Source organism: Paraburkholderia sp. BR13439 (assembly GCF_040948805.1).
GTDB classification, from domain to species: Bacteria; Pseudomonadota; Gammaproteobacteria; order Burkholderiales; family Burkholderiaceae; genus Paraburkholderia; species Paraburkholderia youngii.
The window spans coordinates 530,143-545,751 of sequence record NZ_JBFPKN010000003.1; the positions used below are offsets into that span (position 1 = coordinate 530,143).

A 15,609-nucleotide genomic window follows, 5' to 3' on the forward strand; every position below is an offset into this window, starting at 1 on the left:
AGATACCCAGATCGGTCTGGCCAGCCTGGATTGAACCGCCTGAGGATTTGCGCGTGGATGTGCGCAATCGTCATATCGGCAGGTGCGAGCGCGATGGCGGCGCAGGTTCATGCAGCGGTGCCCGGTACCGCTCGGTCGCCTGCATCCGCAACATCGGCGGCACACACTGTGAATCCGACCACTTCGGCCAAAGCGTGGAATGGCGCGAGCCAACCATTGGGCACGATCGACGCCGCCACCGTCGCCGCGCCCGACGCGGCCGGCATCGTCGATCCGCGCCGCGCGTTCCTGCTGCGCGACGTATTCGCGCAGGACGTGACGCGCCGGCTCAGACTGCCCGTCGCGGAGCAGCGTGCGTACGCCGACCGTCTGGAGACGGCGCTCGACGGGAACGAGCTTGGCAATCTGTCGGGCGAGTATGTGGTGCTCGTCGATCGCAATGCGAACGTGCAGGCGCTCCTGATTTACTTCCGCCCAGCGCCCGCCGACAACTGGCAGATGATCGGCGCATCGCCGGTATCCACCGGACGGCCTGGCGAGTACGACCACTTCATCACGCCGCTCGGCGTGTTTGAACATACGCCCGACAATATGGACTTCCGCTCCGAGGGCACGGAGAACGAAAACCACATTCGCGGTTATGGCCGTCGCGATATGCGCATCTTCGACCTCGGCTGGGCGCAGGGCGAACGCGGCTGGGGCAAGGGCGGCATGTCGCAGATGCGTTTCCAGATGCACGCGACCGACCCCGATCGGCTAGAACAGCTGCTCGGTATTCGCCATTCGAAGGGCTGCGTGCGGATTCCCGCGTCGCTGAACACGTTTCTCGATCACTACGGGATTCTCGACGCGGAGTACCAGCAGCTCGTCGATTCCGGCCAGTCTTTGTGGGTGCTGAAAAGCGATCGGCAGATCATGCCGTGGGCGGGGCGTTTTATCGTCGTCGTCGATTCGCAGCGCAAGAGCCGGCCAGCCTGGTCGCCAGTGCCCGGTGCGGTCGCGCGCGCAAAAATGCCCGCGCACGCGGATACGGCCGACTGACGGACGCCCAGGTCTTGTCGCATTACCAGCGCGGGGCGCCCCTCACGACCTCGCCAACAACACGCCAGCCAGGGCGACCGCAAACCCGGCAATCTGCACGGGCAGCAGCGTCTCGCCGAACCCCAGATAGCCTTCGAGCGCGGCGAGCGGCGGCGCGAGAAACAACAGCGCGGTCGCGCGCGAAGCATCCCCGCGCCGGACCATCCAGACGAGCAACGTGACGCTGATGCCGGACAGCATCACGATGCCCCACGCGAGCGATGCCCACAGCGTCGGCGACGCGATCCAGCGATGCTCGCCGAGCGCGAGCGCCAGCACCCCCGCGACGACAGCCGCGCCGACGTTCTGCACCGCGCTCGCGCTGCGAATATCGGCCTTGGCGAGCGAGGTCTTCTGGAACAGCGTGCCCGTCGTGATCGCCCCCACCGCGACGATCGATATCAGCACGACCAGCCACGCCGGCGCGTTGCCGTGCGTGGGCGGCGTCGCGGCAGCGAGCTTCGGCGCGAGCACCAGCACGACGCCGGCGAGGCCGACCGCCATGCCGCTCCAGCCGCGCCGCGACAAGCGCTCGCCGAACAGCGGCGCGGCAACGGCGGCCGTCGCGAGCGGCTGCAGCGCGCCGAGCAAAGCCATCACGCCCGCGCTCAGACCTTGCGCGACAGCCCAGTAGCCGGCGCCGAGATAGACCCCTTGCAGCAGTGCGCCGGCGCTCAGGTGCTTGCCGAAGTTGCGTCCGGTCGGCCAGGCCGAGCGCGCGACGAGCGCGGCCAGCGCGAAGATCAGCGCGGTGCCGCCGAAACGGGCCAGCAGAAACAGATTGGGATCGGCGTAAGGCGTGATCGCGCGGGCGACCACGAAACCGGTCGACCACAGCACGACGAACACGGCGGCAGCAAAGGTGGCGAGCATCGGGGCGGAGGGTGTGAAAAAGCCGCCATGTTGACCGCACGGGCGGCGCGCGTCTTGTTCAAAGCTGCAATGCGCGCGCGGGACCGTCACCACGCGAGCAGCGTCATCCCCGCTCCGAGCGCGCCGCCACAGACCACGCACGCCCACAATAGCCAACGCGTGCGCCGGTATTCGCGCGCGAGATCCGCGAGCAGTTGCGCGTTCTGCTGCGGCGTACCCGCGCGATCGTGCTGCTGCAGATAGCGCACCGCCAGTTGCGGCACGCGCGGCAGCATATGCGCGAGATGCGGCAGTTCGTGTGACAGCCGCTTGAGCCAGCCGCGATGATCGAGATCGCGTCGCGCGATATCGGCAAGCACGCCGCGTGCGATGTTCCATGTATCGACGCCGGGATGCAGCGTCCGCGCGAGCATCTCCGCCTGCTGGAACGAGCGCTGCGCGGTCGCGAGCTGGCCCGACACCTGACCGTCGAACGGTTGCACGCCGTGCAGCAGATGATGAAACAGCGAACCCGCCGAGCGATCCTCGGGCGCCGCCGCGAAGTGCGCTTCAGCGCGCGTGCGCAGTTCGGCTTCGAGCATCTCGGGGCGTGTGTCGTCCGGCACATGGCCGGCCTCGCGATGCATGTCGGCGAGCCGCCCGTAGTCCTGGTCGAACAACGCGGTCGCGCCGTGCACGAAGAACTCGCGCTCGCCGCTCGACAGCGTCGCCATGATCGAGAACTCCGCGAGCACGAGGCGTCCGAGCGTGTCCGGCTCGATGCTGACGCGCACGCGGCGCGCATCGAGCGTCGCGTGGAAAAAGCCATGCTCGAAGGCCTGCTCGGTGACCACCTCGACGATATGCGCGGCGAGCGGCGCCAGCTTGATGCCGTGCGCGTGCAGGCCGGGCAGGTCGCTCGCGGGCAGCGTATTGATGCGCTGCATCGTCAGCGTGTGGTCGGTGCACAGCTCCCAGATCACGTCCGGCACGACGATGCGCTTGTCGCCGTCGAAATGATGGCCGGTCTGGCTCAGGTTCGCGGCTTCGGCGCGCAGGTCGAAGCGGCGCAGGATGTCGTCGGTGAAGGTTTGCGCGAGCGAGCGCAACTTCAGCCGGCGCGCGACGCGCGACAGCTTTTCGAGCCAGCGCGCGACCCAGCGCAACAGCGCGAGCTCATCGCCAATCTGTTGCAACTGTTGCGCGCGCACGAGCTTGACGGCGACCTCATGGTGACCTTTGAGCGGTACCGCGAGCCGCGCGAAATGCGTCTGCTCGGCGAAGCCGCTGCGCACCGGCACGAGGTCGACCGCGCTGAACAGCTCGCCGAGCGGCCGGCCGAACGCGCGCGTCAAGGCCAGCGCGGAGTCGTCCGGCGACAGCGGTGCTTCCATGTGATCGATGGCGTCCAGCGCGTCATGCAGCGTGCCGCTCGCGAGCTCGGGGCGAGCGGCCAGCGTCTGTGCGAAGCGGCTCGCGAGCGGACCGAGCGCCGGCAGCAGGCCATGCAACTGCGCGCCGCTGCGCTCGGACGCATGCACGCGGCCGATCAGCTCGATCATCCAATGCAGCTTGTGGTCGGGCGGGGCGGCGAGCCAGATCAGGCGCGCGCCGTAACGCAGCGCATGGAACAGCAGCAGTAGACGGCGAAACAGTGGCGGCATCGGCGGTTCGGTTGACGGGCGAGGCGTTGTGCGCGGGACTCGGCCGGGCGGCGGCGTGGCGTTCGCGGCATGGCCGAAGAGTCCAGCCGTCAAGGTTAGCAGGTCGGCGCGGTGGCGGGCGGGTTCGCGCGCAAGGGGCGGCTCGTAGCAACCTTAGCGCGCGATGAACGCGCCATGAGCGCAACCTGCGCGCCCGCGCCAACAACGCGCAATACGCGTAATACAATACGGCGGCCTTCCTCAACCACGGCGCACAGATGCTCGCAGAACAACGTCATCAATACATCCTCGCGCAAGTCGCAAAGAACGGCGCGCTGTCGGTCGCTGAACTGGTGCGCGAACTGAACGTATCGCGCGAAACGATCCGCCGCGACCTCAACGCACTGGCCGGCCGCGGCCTGCTCGTGACGACCCACGGCGGCGCGCTGTCGAGCGATCGGCGCGAGCCAGATCTCGATACGCGCGAAGCCGAGAATGCGGGCGCGAAGCGCGCGATCGGCGAGCGCGCGGCCGAGTTCGTGCCGGACGGCGCATCGCTGATCATCGATTCGGGCAGTACCACGCAGGCGGTCGCTCGCGCGCTGCTCGACCGCCATCGGCTGACGGTCTACACGAACGACTGGCGCATCGCGCTGCTGCTCGGCCGACGCAACGACAATCGCGTGACGCTGCTCGGCGGCGAGCTGTCCGATATCGAGGACGCGACCTTCGGACTCGACACGGTCCACCAGATCACGCAGTACCACGCCGATTTCGCGTTCATCGGCGCGGGCGGGATCTCCCCGGACGGCTATCTGACCGACTACAGCCGCATGGCGGCCGAAGTGCGCAGCCGCATGATCGCCGCGGCCGACCTGGTGGTGGTCGTCGCCGATCATTCGAAGTTCGGACGCGTGACGCCGGTGCGCATCAACGGTATCGAGTCGGCGCGGTATCTGGTCACCGAACTGGCGCCCGAGCGCGCGCTTGGCAAGGCGATCACCGCGCATGGTCCGGAGATTCTGATCGCGTGAGACGGCTCCTTCGCTGAACGCCATTCCGCACCCGCCAAAATCTAACTAAAAAAAGCCGCGGGTTTCGCTCCAGATATTGGAACGGCCGGGCACAATACGCGCCGTTATCAGGGCCGCGTACACCGCAGCGGAGGTAACCGCGGGGAACGCTACGAGCACGGCCAGCGCGCCGCGCGAGCGCCGCGTCCGCGAGCAGCGCCGCGCCTTCGCAATTTCGTCGATGCATCGTGCATACATCGTCATTTTCGCCATGTACGATCCACACGGGATCGGCACGCGGAGTTCGATTTTTGGGCGGCGCGACGAATTCCAACGGTTGGCTTGAATTGGCAATTTGTGTCTTTTTTTGGAATTCGGCAAAATCGTCACGGCCGTGTCATCGAAACCTGTGATTCTTCCCGTGCCCGCTCAGGCGCGGCAGGCAGCGCGGGTGTCGGAGGCGGGCTGTCAGTCAGGCTGGGCGAGAAGCGGCAAAGTTGTCGGCAATCTGCAATCCACGACAGACCGGCGCGGCAACCGCAGCGGGCAACGCCAAGCGGCGCGTGCCGCCGTTCAATCACTACAGGTATGGGTTATCCCGACCGTCTGGTTTTTAGCCTTTCGGAGAGAGCGACATGAAAAAGACGAATTCCCTTCACGCCGCGGCCGGTCTCGCGCGCAAACTGCTGCCGGTGCTGGTCGCCGCCGCAGCGTTCGGCGGTGCTGCGATGCAGGCTCATGCGGCCGACGCCGTCGTGCTGTACACGGCCGACGGCCTTGAAAATCTGTACAAGGATGTGCTGCCGGCCTTCGAAAAGAAGGAAGGCGTGAAGGTCAATATCGTCACGGCGGGCAGCGGCGAAGTCGTGAACCGCGCGACCATCGAGAAGGACCAGCCGAAGGCCGACGTGCTCGTCACGCTGCCGCCGTTCATCCAGCAGGCCGACCAGAACGGTCTGCTGCAGGCGTACCAGAGCGCCAACTACAAGAACGTGCCGGCCATCGCGAAGGCGCCGAACGGCGCATGGGCGACCTTCGTGAACAACTACTTCTCGTTCGCGATCAACCCCGAAGTCACGAAAAATCAGCCGAAGACGTTCGCGGACCTGCTGCACCCGGACTTCACCGGCAAGGTCGCCTATTCCAACCCGGCGACCGCCGGCGACGGCATGGCGGTGATCATCCTGACCTCGTCGCTGATGGGCGAAGACCAGGCGTTCGACTATCTGAAGAAGCTCGAGCAGAGCGCCAAGTTCCACACGAAGGGCACGGGCTATCTCGACGTGCTGCTATCGCGTAACGAGATCGCGGTCGCCAACGGCGATCTGCAGATGGATCTCGACGACGCGGCCAACGGCGGCCTGTCTCTGAAGCCGGTGTTCCTCGCCGCTACGCCCGGCGGTCAGCCGACCACGTTCCAGCTGCCGTACGCGATCGGGCTGATCAAGAACGGTCCGAACCAGGACAAGGGCAAGAAGCTGATCGACTATCTGATGTCGACGGAAGTGCAGTCGAAGGTGCCGGACATCTTCGGCATTCCGGGTCGCAGCGACGTGCCGCTCGCCGGCAAGAACGGCGAAACGGTCAAGCAGGCGATCAGCGGCGTCAAGCTGATTCCGGTCGACTGGAATCACGTGATGGCGAAGAAGGCCGACTGGACCGCGCGCTGGAAGAGCGACGTGATCGGTTCGTCGGGCAAAGAGACCGAAGTGGTCAAGCCGAAGTAAGTGACTCAGATAAGCAACGTTTGACGTTGTCGATTCAGGCGGCGCTTCGCAGCTACTGCGCGGCGCCGCATCAGCATTAATTCTGTTGGAGGACGACCCCGGTGAATACGGCCAGTCTCGCTCACCCCACCGCGCCTGGCGCGCCGCTGGAAGCGCTCGACGCCGCGCGTTTGGACGCGCCGGGCGCCGCCGCGCCGGGCGGCGTGCAGATCGATCACCTGACGGTGCGCTTCGGCGCGCGCACGGTGCTCGACGATCTGTCGTTGACCATCCAGCGCGGCGAGTTGCTCACCGTGCTCGGCCGCAGCGGCTGCGGCAAGACGACCTTGCTGCGCTTCATCGCGGGCTTCATCGAGGCCGACGGTCTGGCCGGCACGCTGACGGTGGCCGGCCACGATCTGACGCATGTGCCGCCGCACAAGCGCAACCTCGGACTGCTGTTCCAGAGCTACGCGCTGTTTCCGCATCTGACGGTATTCGAGAACGTCGCGTTCGGTTTGCGCGCACGGCGCATTCCGGCGCGCGACGTCGCGCGCCGCGTCGCCGAGGCGCTGAAGCTCGTGCAGCTCGGCGACGCCGGTCACGTGATGCCCGCGCAATTGTCGGGCGGCATGCAGCAGCGCGTGGCGCTCGCCCGCGCGCTCGTGATCGAACCCGACGTGCTGCTGCTCGACGAACCGCTGTCCGCGCTCGACGCCAATCTGCGCGCGTCGGTGCGTTCCGAACTGAAGGCGCTGCATGAGCGCCTGCCGAATCTCACGATCGTCTGCGTGACGCACGATCAGGACGACGCGCTCGTGCTGTCCGACCGCACGCTGCTGATGCGCGATGGCCGCATCGCGCAGCTCGGCACGCCGCAGCAGCTGTACGACACGCCGGCCGACGGCTTCGTCGCGCGCTACCTCGGCGCGGCCAATCTGCTGCCGCCGCAGGTCGCGTTCGGCATGGACGACGCGCGCTACAACGAGCGCGAACGTGTCGCGTGTCTGCGTCCGGAGGCGCTGCGCATCGTGCCGCTCGGCGAGGGGCAGTTGCATGGCGCGATCGCGTCGGTCGAGTGGTATGGCGCGGCCTTGTTGGTATCGGTCGTGCTCGATGCGCTGCCGAACGATCCCGTGCTCGTCACGATGCAGCGCAGCCTCGGCATGACGCCGGAGAAGGGCGCGCGTGTTTCCCTGCGTTACGAGGCTGGCGATGTCGTCCTTATCAAGCCCTGATACGTCCAATTCGCTCGACCTTGCCGCGCAAGCCGAGCTCGAAGCCGCCGCCGCCCGCCGTCTGGCGAGCGCCGCGGCGCATGCGGCCGCGGTGAGGCGGCGCGAGCGTCTCGCGCAATGGCATCTGCTGTTCATTGCGGTCGTGGTGCTCGGACCGCTCGTCATCTATCCGCTGGTGCGGCTCGTGATGCTGAGTCTGACCGGCGCGCACGGCCTGTCGGGCCACGCGTACGTGACGTTCTTCGGCAACCCCGAAACGCGCGGCGTGATCGGCACCACGCTCGGCATCCTGTTCGCGAGCGCGAGCCTGGCGTCGCTGCTCGGCGTGGCGCTCGCGTCGCTGCTGTTCTTCAAGCCGTTTCCGGGCGCGCGAATGGTCACGCGCTTCCTCGAGCTGTTCGTCGCGTTCCCGTCGTTTCTGGTCGCCTTCACGCTGATCTTTCTGTACGGCTCGCAGGGCTCGGTCAGCATCGGGCTGCAGCGGCTGTTCAATCTGCAGGCGCCGCCGCTCGACTTTCTGTTCGGCATCGGCGGCGTGATTCTCGCGGAAGTGGTGTTCTATACGCCGTTCGTCGTGCGTCCGACGCTGGCATCGTTCGCGCTGCTAGACGGGCGGCTGATCGAAGCCGCGCGCAGCCTCGGCGCGAACGGCCTGATGGTCGCGTTCAAGGTGATCCTGCCGCTCGCGTGGCCGGGTATCGCAGCGGGCACGATCCTGTGTTTTCTGCTGACGTTGAACGAGTTCGGCATTCTGCTGGTGCTCGGCAGCGCCCATCTGATCACGCTGCCCGTCGCGATCTATAGCGCCGCGACCGTCGATCTCGATCTGCCGACCGCCGCCGCCGGCGCGGTCGTGATGCTGCTGATGTCGTTGTCGCTGTACGCGTTGTACCGGCGCGTCAATAGTCGCAAGGTGAAAGGAGCCGGTCATGGCCGTTGAACTCGATCCGACCGTGCTGCCGGTCATGCACAAGAAGGGCCGGCCGGTGCGGCACAGCCTCGTCGTGCGACTGCTCGGCGGTCTCTTTCTGGGTTTCGCCGCTCTGTTGTGCTTCTGGCTGTTCGTACTGCCGGTGCTGGTCGTCGCGCTATCGAGCGTCGCGTCGCACTGGTCCGGCACGATCCTGCCCGACGGCTTCAGCATGCGCTGGTTCGAGCGCCTCGGTTCGAGCGACTTCGACGCGCTGACCACCAGCCTCGAAGTCGGCATGGGCGTCGCGGTGCTCGGCACGATCCTCGGTTTGTGGCTCGCGCTCGCGCTCGAAGGGCGCGACCGGCGCGGCCTAGGCGCTATCGTCGACACGATCGCGATGATGCCCAACGGCGTGCCGAGTGTGGTGCTCGGCCTCGCGGTGCTGATCGCGTATCACAAACGGCCGCTCGATCTGTCGAGCTCGGCGGCGATCGTCGTGTTCGTGCAGCTCGCGCTGGTGCTGCCGTTCTGCTATCGCTGCGCGGCCGCCGCGCTGCGCCCGGAACTGACCGTGCTGCGCGAAGCGGCCGCGAGCCTCGGAGCGCCGCCGTCGATGGTGCTGCGCCGTGTCGTGTTGCCGCAACTGGTGCCGGCGATCCGCGCGAGCCTCGCGCTCGGTTTTGCGCTGTCGCTCGGCGAACTCGGTGCGACGCTGACCGTGTATCCGCCGGGCTTCGCGACGGTGCCGATCGTCGTCGTCGGGCAGGTGGAGCGCGGCTATTACCTGCCGGCTTCCGCGCTGTCGCTGATTCTGCTGCTGGTCTCGCTGGTCGCGCTGCTGCTGATCGCGGCGCGTGCTCCGCGTCGCCGGATCGACTGACCGGGCTGACCCGGCTGATCGGCGGGCGGTTTCCTTGATCTGAAGCGCGCACGCCCAACGGTGGGCATCCGATGCGATGTGGCGAAATTTGCCAAAGTGACCGAATATATGCACTCTGCTTCCGTCGATCCGATCGAGGTCGTGCGCCGCCATTCGCTGACGACGCTGGTGCGCGACGAGATCGAGCGGTATATCGTCGACGGCACGCTGGCGCCGGGCGATAAGCTCAACGAAGCCGATTGGGCGGCGCGCTTGCAGGTGTCGCGCGGGCCGGTGCGCGAGGCGTTTCGCGCGCTGGAGCAGGCGGGGCTGGTGCGGACCGAGAAGAATCGCGGCGTGTTCGTGCGGACGGTGTCGCTCGCGGAAGCGGACGAGATTTACGCGGTGCGCGCCGTGCTCGAAGAGGCGGCGTGCCGGATGCTCGCGGCCAGCATCGATGCGGGCAAGCTCGCGGTGCTGCGCGATTGCGTCGATGCGATGCGCGCCGCGCTCGCGTCGCACGATCCCGATGCGTATGCGCGCGCGAACGTCGCGTTTCACGATGGGCTGGTCGCGGCGGCGGGTAACACGAAGTTGTACGACACGTATCGCAGGCTCGTCAGCGAGTTGAGCCTGTTTCGGCGAGCGGCGCTGGTCGTGCAAGGCGATGCGATGGCGCGCTCGCTCGCCGAGCACCGCGCAATTCTGACCGCGCTCGCATCACGCGATGCGGAGCAGGCCGCGCAATTGATGCGCGCGCATGTGCAGGGCGGCTTGCAGCGCGCCCATGCGGCGTGCGACGCGGCGGGTGATGCGGCGCACGAGCGGCGCATCCCGGCAACCGCGGGTGCGGCCGGCTCGCGCGGGCGATGAGGCCTTGGCAATGACAACCCCTGTAATGGAAGACCACGCGATGACACACGCCGAGCAACGCACGATCGAAGTCAACGGCCGGAGCTATCGCCTCCCTTCGCAACCGACGGTCGTCGTCTGTGTCGACGGCTGCGAGTTTGCTTATCTGGACGCGGCGGTCGCGGCCGGTGTCGCGCCTTTCATCGGCTCGATGCTCGAGGGCGGCGCGGCGTTTCGCGGCGACTGCGTGATCCCGTCGTTCACGAACCCGAACAACCTGTCGATCGTGACCGGCGTGCTGCCGTCCGTGCACGGCATCTGCGGCAACTACTTCTGGGACACCGACGCGAACAACGGCGCGGGCGCGGCGGTGATGATGAACGACCCCGCCTACCTGCGCGCGCCCACGCTGCTCGCGGCCGCCGCCGACGCGGGCGCCGCGGTCGCCGTCGTCACCGCGAAGGACAAACTGCGCGGACTGCTCGGCTGGCAGTTGAAGGGCATCTGCTTTTCGGCGGAGAAAGCCGACAAGGTGACGGTCGAGGAAAACGGCATCGACGGTGTGCTCGGTCTGGTCGGTCTGCCGTTGCCGGACGTGTATAGCGCGGGATTGTCGGAATTCGTGTTCGCGGCCGGCGTGCGGCTCGCGCAGACGCGCAAGCTCGACCTGATGTATCTGTCGACGACCGACTATATCCAGCACAAATGGGCGCCCGGCACTGAAGGCGCGAACGCGTTCTACGCGATGATGGACGGCTATCTCGCGAAGCTCGACGCGCTCGGCTGGGTGATCGGCCTTACCGCCGACCACGGCATGAACGCGAAGCACGATCCGCGAACCGGCGAGCCGAACGTGATCTATCTGCAGGACTTGCTCGACGACTGGCTCGGCGCATCGACGACGCGCGTGATTCTGCCGATCACCGATCCGTACGTCGTGCATCATGGCGCGCTGGGTTCGTTCGCGACCGTCTATCTGCCGCGCGAGCTCGATGCCGCGTCGGTGATTGCGCGGATCGGCCGCCTGCCGGGAATCGAAGTCGTGCTCGACCGCAACGCAGCGTGCGCGCGCTTCGGGTTGCCGGAGGATCGCATCGGCGATCTGGTCGTGATCGGCACGAAGCATGTCGTGCTCGGCACGCGGCGCGACGAGCACGACCTGTCCGGCCTCACCGTGCCGCTGCGCTCGCATGGCGGGATTTCCGAGCAGGAAGTGCCGCTGCTGTTCAACCGGCGCGTTCAGCCAACGGCCAGCGGCAACGAAGGCAAGCGGCTGCGCAACTTCGATATCTTCGACGTCGCGCTCAATCGCGTGTCGACATCATGAACCCGGTGCTGCGGGACCATCCGGCGTTCCGCGTAGAAGCGCTGCGGCTGCGCGGCGAGCGCGCGACGCGCGCCCGCACGCTCGACGTATTCGATCCCTATACCGGCATGCGTGTCGGCACCGTGCCGCTCGCCAGCATCGACGATGTGCGCGCCGCACTCGACTATGCGCTCGCGTATCGGCCGACGCTGTCGCGCTACGAGCGTTCGCAGATTCTGGAGCGCACGGCGGTGCTGCTGCGCGAGCGCATCGAACAGGCGTCGGATCTGATCTCGCTGGAGTCGGGGCTGTCGAAGCAGGATTCGCGCTACGAGATCGGTCGCGTCGCCGACGTGTTCCGCTTTGCGTCATTCGAGGCGTTGCGCGACGACGGTCAGAGTTTCTCGTGCGATCTGACGCCGCATGGCAAAAAGCGTCGGGTGTTCTCGCAGCGCGAGCCGCTTGCGGGCGTGATCGTCGCGATCACGCCGTTCAATCATCCGATGAACCAGGTCGCGCACAAGGTCGCGCCGGCCATCGCGACGAATAATCGCGTGGTGGTGAAGCCGTCGGAGAAGGTGCCGCTGTCGGCGCTTTATCTGGCCGATCTCCTGTATGAGGCGGGGCTGCCCGCGCCGATGCTGCAGGTGCTGACTGGCGATCCGCGCGAAATCGCCGACGAGTTGATTACGCACGCGTCGGTCGACCTCGTTACGTTTACCGGCGGTGTCGCGATCGGCAAATACATCGCGGCGAAGGCCGGGTATCGGCGCGTCGTGCTGGAGCTGGGCGGCAACGACCCGCTGATCGTGCTCGACGACGCCGATCTTGAGCGTGCGGCGACGCTCGCGGTGCAAGGCTCGTACAAGAACTCGGGGCAGCGCTGCACGGCGATCAAGCGGATGCTCGTGCAACAGCGCGTCGCGGCGGAGTTCACGGAGCGGGTCGTCGAGAAGACGCGCGCGTGGACCTTCGGTGATCCGTTCGATGCGTCGAAGCAGATGGGCACCGTGATCGACGCCGCCGCCGCGCAGCTGTTCGAGGCGCGCGTGAACGAGGCGGTGGCCGCGGGCGCGCGCTTGCGCATTGGCAACGAGCGCAGCGGCGCCCTGTATGCGCCGACCGTGCTCGACAACGTCGATCCGTCGATGACGCTCGTGCGCGAGGAAACCTTCGGGCCGGTGTCGCCTATCATCGCGTTCGATACTCTCGACGACGCGATCCGCATCAGCAACGGGACGCCGTTCGGGCTGTCGTCGGGCTTGTGTACGAACCGGCAGGACGCGATCACGCGTTTCATTAACGAGCTGCGCGTGGGGACCGTCAACGTGTGGGAAGTGCCTGGCTACCGGATCGAGCTGACGCCATTTGGCGGCATCAAGGATTCCGGGCTTGGTTACAAGGAAGGCGTTCAGGAAGCGATGAAGAGCTTTACCAATCTGAAGACGTTTTCATTACCTTGGGAGTGACCCGTGGCATTGAGTCTCGACGATATCCGTGTGCTTTTCGAGCGGCACGGCAGCCTCGCGTATAGCGGCGAGCCGGTGACGCAGCTCGAGCACGCGTTGCAGAGCGGCGCGCTGGCCGAGGCGGAAGGCGCGAGCGACGAACTGGTCGCCGCGGCGTTTTTGCACGACCTCGGACATCTGCTGAACTTGCAAGGGGAGACGCCGACGGAACGGGGTGTCGACGATCTGCATCAGTATTTCGCCTTGCCGTTTTTGCGACCGGTGTTGTCGGATGCGGTGCTGGAGCCGATTCGTCTGCACGTCGACGCAAAGCGGTGCCTATGCGCGATCGACGCCACGTATTTCGGCCAGCTTTCCGCCGATTCGGTGCGAAGCTTGCAGTTGCAGGGCGGGATCTTTAGCAGGGAAGAGGCGCAGGCATTTACGCAGAAGCCGTACGCGGAAGACGCGATGCGTTTGCGCCGATGGGACGATCGCGCGAAAGAGAGGGATCGCGCGACGCCGGGGGTCGACCACTTTTTGGCCGTCGTCGAACGGGCGATGCGCACGCATGCGACTGCGTGAGTCGAGGTGTTTTTGGGGCGCGGCAGGTTGCACTTGGAGCGTCAAAATATCGCTTGCAAGTCGCGATGGCGGCGACTAGAATTCCGCTCTTTCGTGCTCCGGACGCCGGGGCGCGGAGAGGCGGGAAGCCTTTGTTGGCGAGGGCTTCAGCGGCGTGGGCAGGTTAAGCAAGTGATAAAAACCTGTTGACGATCCGGTGAAAGTTCTCCATAATCTCGCTTCTCTGCTGCAGACGCAGCGACGCAAACGAAGCAGTGCCGGGTGGTAGTAGTTCAGGCGCTGCGGGTTGGGCGGATCGATCTTTAAAAACTAACAGCCGATAAGTGTGGGCGCTTGATGCGGAATGCGGCGGCGGATCCGGATGGATCTGCTGCAAGGCAAAAGTATCAGAAGCCTCACACAGTATTAGAGGAAGGTTGGTCTGTCGAAAGACGGATTGATCATCGTCAGTACGTTGAGTGAGCGACCGGTTCGTCAGCAGGAAACTGCGGAACCGAAAACAGTAACAGGTTTGAACTGAAGAGTTTGATCCTGGCTCAGATTGAACGCTGGCGGCATGCCTTACACATGCAAGTCGAACGGCAGCACGGACTTCGGTCTGGTGGCGAGTGGCGAACGGGTGAGTAATACATCGGAACGTGTCCTGGAGTGGGGGATAGCCCGGCGAAAGCCGGATTAATACCGCATACGCTCTGTGGAGGAAAGCGGGGGATCGCAAGACCTCGCGCTCAAGGGGCGGCCGATGGCAGATTAGGTAGTTGGTGGGGTAAAGGCCTACCAAGCCGACGATCTGTAGCTGGTCTGAGAGGACGACCAGCCACACTGGGACTGAGACACGGCCCAGACTCCTACGGGAGGCAGCAGTGGGGAATTTTGGACAATGGGCGCAAGCCTGATCCAGCAATGCCGCGTGTGTGAAGAAGGCCTTCGGGTTGTAAAGCACTTTTGTCCGGAAAGAAAACCTCGTGGCTAATATCCGTGAGGGATGACGGTACCGGAAGAATAAGCACCGGCTAACTACGTGCCAGCAGCCGCGGTAATACGTAGGGTGCGAGCGTTAATCGGAATTACTGGGCGTAAAGCGTGCGCAGGCGGTGCTGTAAGACCGATGTGAAATCCCCGGGCTTAACCTGGGAACTGCATTGGTGACTGCAGCGCTGGAGTATGGCAGAGGGGGGTGGAATTCCACGTGTAGCAGTGAAATGCGTAGAGATGTGGAGGAACACCGATGGCGAAGGCAGCCCCCTGGGCCAATACTGACGCTCATGCACGAAAGCGTGGGGAGCAAACAGGATTAGATACCCTGGTAGTCCACGCCCTAAACGATGTCAACTGGTTGTCGGGCCTTCATTGGCTTGGTAACGTAGCTAACGCGTGAAGTTGACCGCCTGGGGAGTACGGTCGCAAGATTAAAACTCAAAGGAATTGACGGGGACCCGCACAAGCGGTGGATGATGTGGATTAATTCGATGCAACGCGAAAAACCTTACCTACCCTTGACATGGATGGAATCCTGGTGAGAGCCGGGAGTGCCCGAAAGGGAGCCATCACACAGGTGCTGCATGGCTGTCGTCAGCTCGTGTCGTGAGATGTTGGGTTAAGTCCCGCAACGAGCGCAACCCTTGTCCCTAGTTGCTACGCAAGAGCACTCCAGGGAGACTGCCGGTGACAAACCGGAGGAAGGTGGGGATGACGTCAAGTCCTCATGGCCCTTATGGGTAGGGCTTCACACGTCATACAATGGTCGGAACAGAGGGTTGCCAAGCCGCGAGGTGGAGCCAATCCCAGAAAACCGATCGTAGTCCGGATCGCACTCTGCAACTCGAGTGCGTGAAGCTGGAATCGCTAGTAATCGCGGATCAGCATGCCGCGGTGAATACGTTCCCGGGTCTTGTACACACCGCCCGTCACACCATGGGAGTGGGTTTTACCAGAAGTGGCTAGTCTAACCGCAAGGAGGACGGTCACCACGGTAGGATTCATGACTGGGGTGAAGTCGTAACAAGGTAGCCGTATCGGAAGGTGCGGCTGGATCACCTCCTTTCCAGAGCTTGCATTGCTGCGCAAGCGCTCACGCTTATCGGCTGTGGTTTAGAGAAGCAACGCAGACAGAC

Annotated in this window: 13 protein-coding genes and 1 rRNA gene; 11 read left to right on the forward strand and 3 right to left on the reverse strand. The window is 65.2% G+C overall.

The features are described 5' to 3' along the window. Nucleotides 1-57 precede the first annotated feature (57 nt). Entirely contained in the window at nt 58-1,041 is a 984-nt protein-coding gene (locus AB3X96_RS09235; protein WP_368589471.1) for a L,D-transpeptidase, read from the forward strand. 42 nt (nt 1,042-1,083) lie between these two features. On the opposite strand, the gene AB3X96_RS09240 is transcribed toward AB3X96_RS09235, so the two are convergent. Further along, the gene (locus tag AB3X96_RS09240; RefSeq protein ID WP_368589472.1) at nt 1,084-1,953 is read right to left on the reverse strand and encodes a DMT family transporter; all 870 of its coding nucleotides are present in this window, start codon (nt 1,951-1,953) and stop codon (nt 1,084-1,086) included. Between the two features lie 86 nt (nt 1,954-2,039). Next, entirely contained in the window at nt 2,040-3,596 is a 1,557-nt protein-coding gene (locus AB3X96_RS09245) for an ABC1 kinase family protein (RefSeq protein WP_368589473.1), read from the reverse strand. 257 nt (nt 3,597-3,853) lie between these two features. Between AB3X96_RS09245 and AB3X96_RS09250 the strand changes: the two genes are divergently transcribed. Then, the gene (locus AB3X96_RS09250; protein WP_368589474.1) at nt 3,854-4,609 is read left to right on the forward strand and encodes a DeoR/GlpR family DNA-binding transcription regulator; all 756 of its coding nucleotides are present in this window, start codon (nt 3,854-3,856) and stop codon (nt 4,607-4,609) included. Between the two features lie 45 nt (nt 4,610-4,654). Here AB3X96_RS09250 and AB3X96_RS09255 read toward each other — a convergent pair whose 3' ends face one another. Continuing rightward, nucleotides 4,655-4,978: a hypothetical protein gene (locus AB3X96_RS09255; protein ID WP_368589475.1), complete on the reverse strand. Its 324-nt coding sequence runs from the start codon at nt 4,976-4,978 to the stop codon at nt 4,655-4,657. Between the two features lie 245 nt (nt 4,979-5,223). On the opposite strand from AB3X96_RS09255, the gene phnS reads away from it, so the two are divergent. The 9 genes from phnS (at nt 5,224) to AB3X96_RS09300 (ending at nt 15,539) form a co-directional block, all read left to right on the forward strand. Next, entirely contained in the window at nt 5,224-6,315 is a 1,092-nt protein-coding gene (gene phnS / locus AB3X96_RS09260) for a 2-aminoethylphosphonate ABC transporter substrate-binding protein (protein ID WP_176385190.1), read from the forward strand. 101 nt (nt 6,316-6,416) lie between these two features. Beyond that, a complete protein-coding gene (gene phnT, locus AB3X96_RS09265) occupies nt 6,417-7,532 on the forward strand; it encodes a 2-aminoethylphosphonate ABC transport system ATP-binding subunit PhnT (RefSeq protein ID WP_368589476.1) in 1,116 nt (371 codons plus the stop codon). After that, nucleotides 7,510-8,472: a 2-aminoethylphosphonate ABC transporter permease subunit gene (locus AB3X96_RS09270; RefSeq protein WP_368589477.1), complete on the forward strand. Its 963-nt coding sequence runs from the start codon at nt 7,510-7,512 to the stop codon at nt 8,470-8,472. The genes phnT and AB3X96_RS09270 overlap by 23 nt, the downstream gene beginning before the upstream one ends. Further along, nucleotides 8,462-9,325 carry a 2-aminoethylphosphonate ABC transport system, membrane component PhnV gene (gene phnV / locus AB3X96_RS09275; RefSeq protein WP_176105646.1) on the forward strand — a complete coding sequence of 288 codons (864 nt, stop codon included), beginning with the start codon at nt 8,462-8,464 and terminating at the stop codon, nt 9,323-9,325. The genes AB3X96_RS09270 and phnV overlap by 11 nt, the downstream gene beginning before the upstream one ends. A gap of 108 nt (nt 9,326-9,433) precedes the next feature. Beyond that, nucleotides 9,434-10,177, forward strand: a complete 744-nt coding sequence (locus tag AB3X96_RS09280) for a phosphonate utilization associated transcriptional regulator (RefSeq protein WP_368589478.1) — start codon at nt 9,434-9,436, stop codon at nt 10,175-10,177. 25 nt (nt 10,178-10,202) lie between these two features. Then, on the forward strand, nt 10,203-11,483 hold the full coding sequence (gene phnA / locus AB3X96_RS09285) for a phosphonoacetate hydrolase (RefSeq protein WP_176110328.1): 1,281 nt from the start codon (nt 10,203-10,205) through the stop codon (nt 11,481-11,483). Then, nucleotides 11,480-12,931, forward strand: a complete 1,452-nt coding sequence (phnY, locus tag AB3X96_RS09290; RefSeq protein ID WP_368589479.1) for a phosphonoacetaldehyde dehydrogenase — start codon at nt 11,480-11,482, stop codon at nt 12,929-12,931. Before phnA ends, phnY begins: the two co-directional genes overlap by 4 nt. 3 nt (nt 12,932-12,934) lie before the next feature. After that, nucleotides 12,935-13,495, forward strand: coding sequence for a phosphonate degradation HD-domain oxygenase (locus tag AB3X96_RS09295; RefSeq protein ID WP_368589480.1), 561 nt, complete (start codon nt 12,935-12,937; stop codon nt 13,493-13,495). 513 nt (nt 13,496-14,008) lie between these two features. Then, nucleotides 14,009-15,539 (forward strand): 16S ribosomal RNA (locus tag AB3X96_RS09300). Nucleotides 15,540-15,609 lie beyond the last annotated feature (70 nt).

What these genes read in the sequence shown, in the direction of transcription:
- AB3X96_RS09280 (WP_368589478.1), top strand. Translation starts at nt 9,434, where the DNA reads ATGCACTCTGCTTCCGTCGATCCGATCGAGGTCGTGCGCCGCCATTCG.
- AB3X96_RS09245 (WP_368589473.1), bottom strand. Translation starts at nt 3,596, where the DNA reads ATGCCGCCACTGTTTCGCCGTCTACTGCTGCTGTTCCATGCGCTGCGT.
- AB3X96_RS09240 (WP_368589472.1), bottom strand. Translation starts at nt 1,953, where the DNA reads ATGCTCGCCACCTTTGCTGCCGCCGTGTTCGTCGTGCTGTGGTCGACC.
- phnV (WP_176105646.1), top strand. Translation starts at nt 8,462, where the DNA reads ATGGCCGTTGAACTCGATCCGACCGTGCTGCCGGTCATGCACAAGAAG.
- AB3X96_RS09250 (WP_368589474.1), top strand. Translation starts at nt 3,854, where the DNA reads ATGCTCGCAGAACAACGTCATCAATACATCCTCGCGCAAGTCGCAAAG.
- phnY (WP_368589479.1), top strand. Translation starts at nt 11,480, where the DNA reads ATGAACCCGGTGCTGCGGGACCATCCGGCGTTCCGCGTAGAAGCGCTG.
- AB3X96_RS09235 (WP_368589471.1), top strand. Translation starts at nt 58, where the DNA reads ATGTGCGCAATCGTCATATCGGCAGGTGCGAGCGCGATGGCGGCGCAG.
- phnA (WP_176110328.1), top strand. Translation starts at nt 10,203, where the DNA reads ATGGAAGACCACGCGATGACACACGCCGAGCAACGCACGATCGAAGTC.
- AB3X96_RS09270 (WP_368589477.1), top strand. Translation starts at nt 7,510, where the DNA reads ATGTCGTCCTTATCAAGCCCTGATACGTCCAATTCGCTCGACCTTGCC.
- phnS (WP_176385190.1), top strand. Translation starts at nt 5,224, where the DNA reads ATGAAAAAGACGAATTCCCTTCACGCCGCGGCCGGTCTCGCGCGCAAA.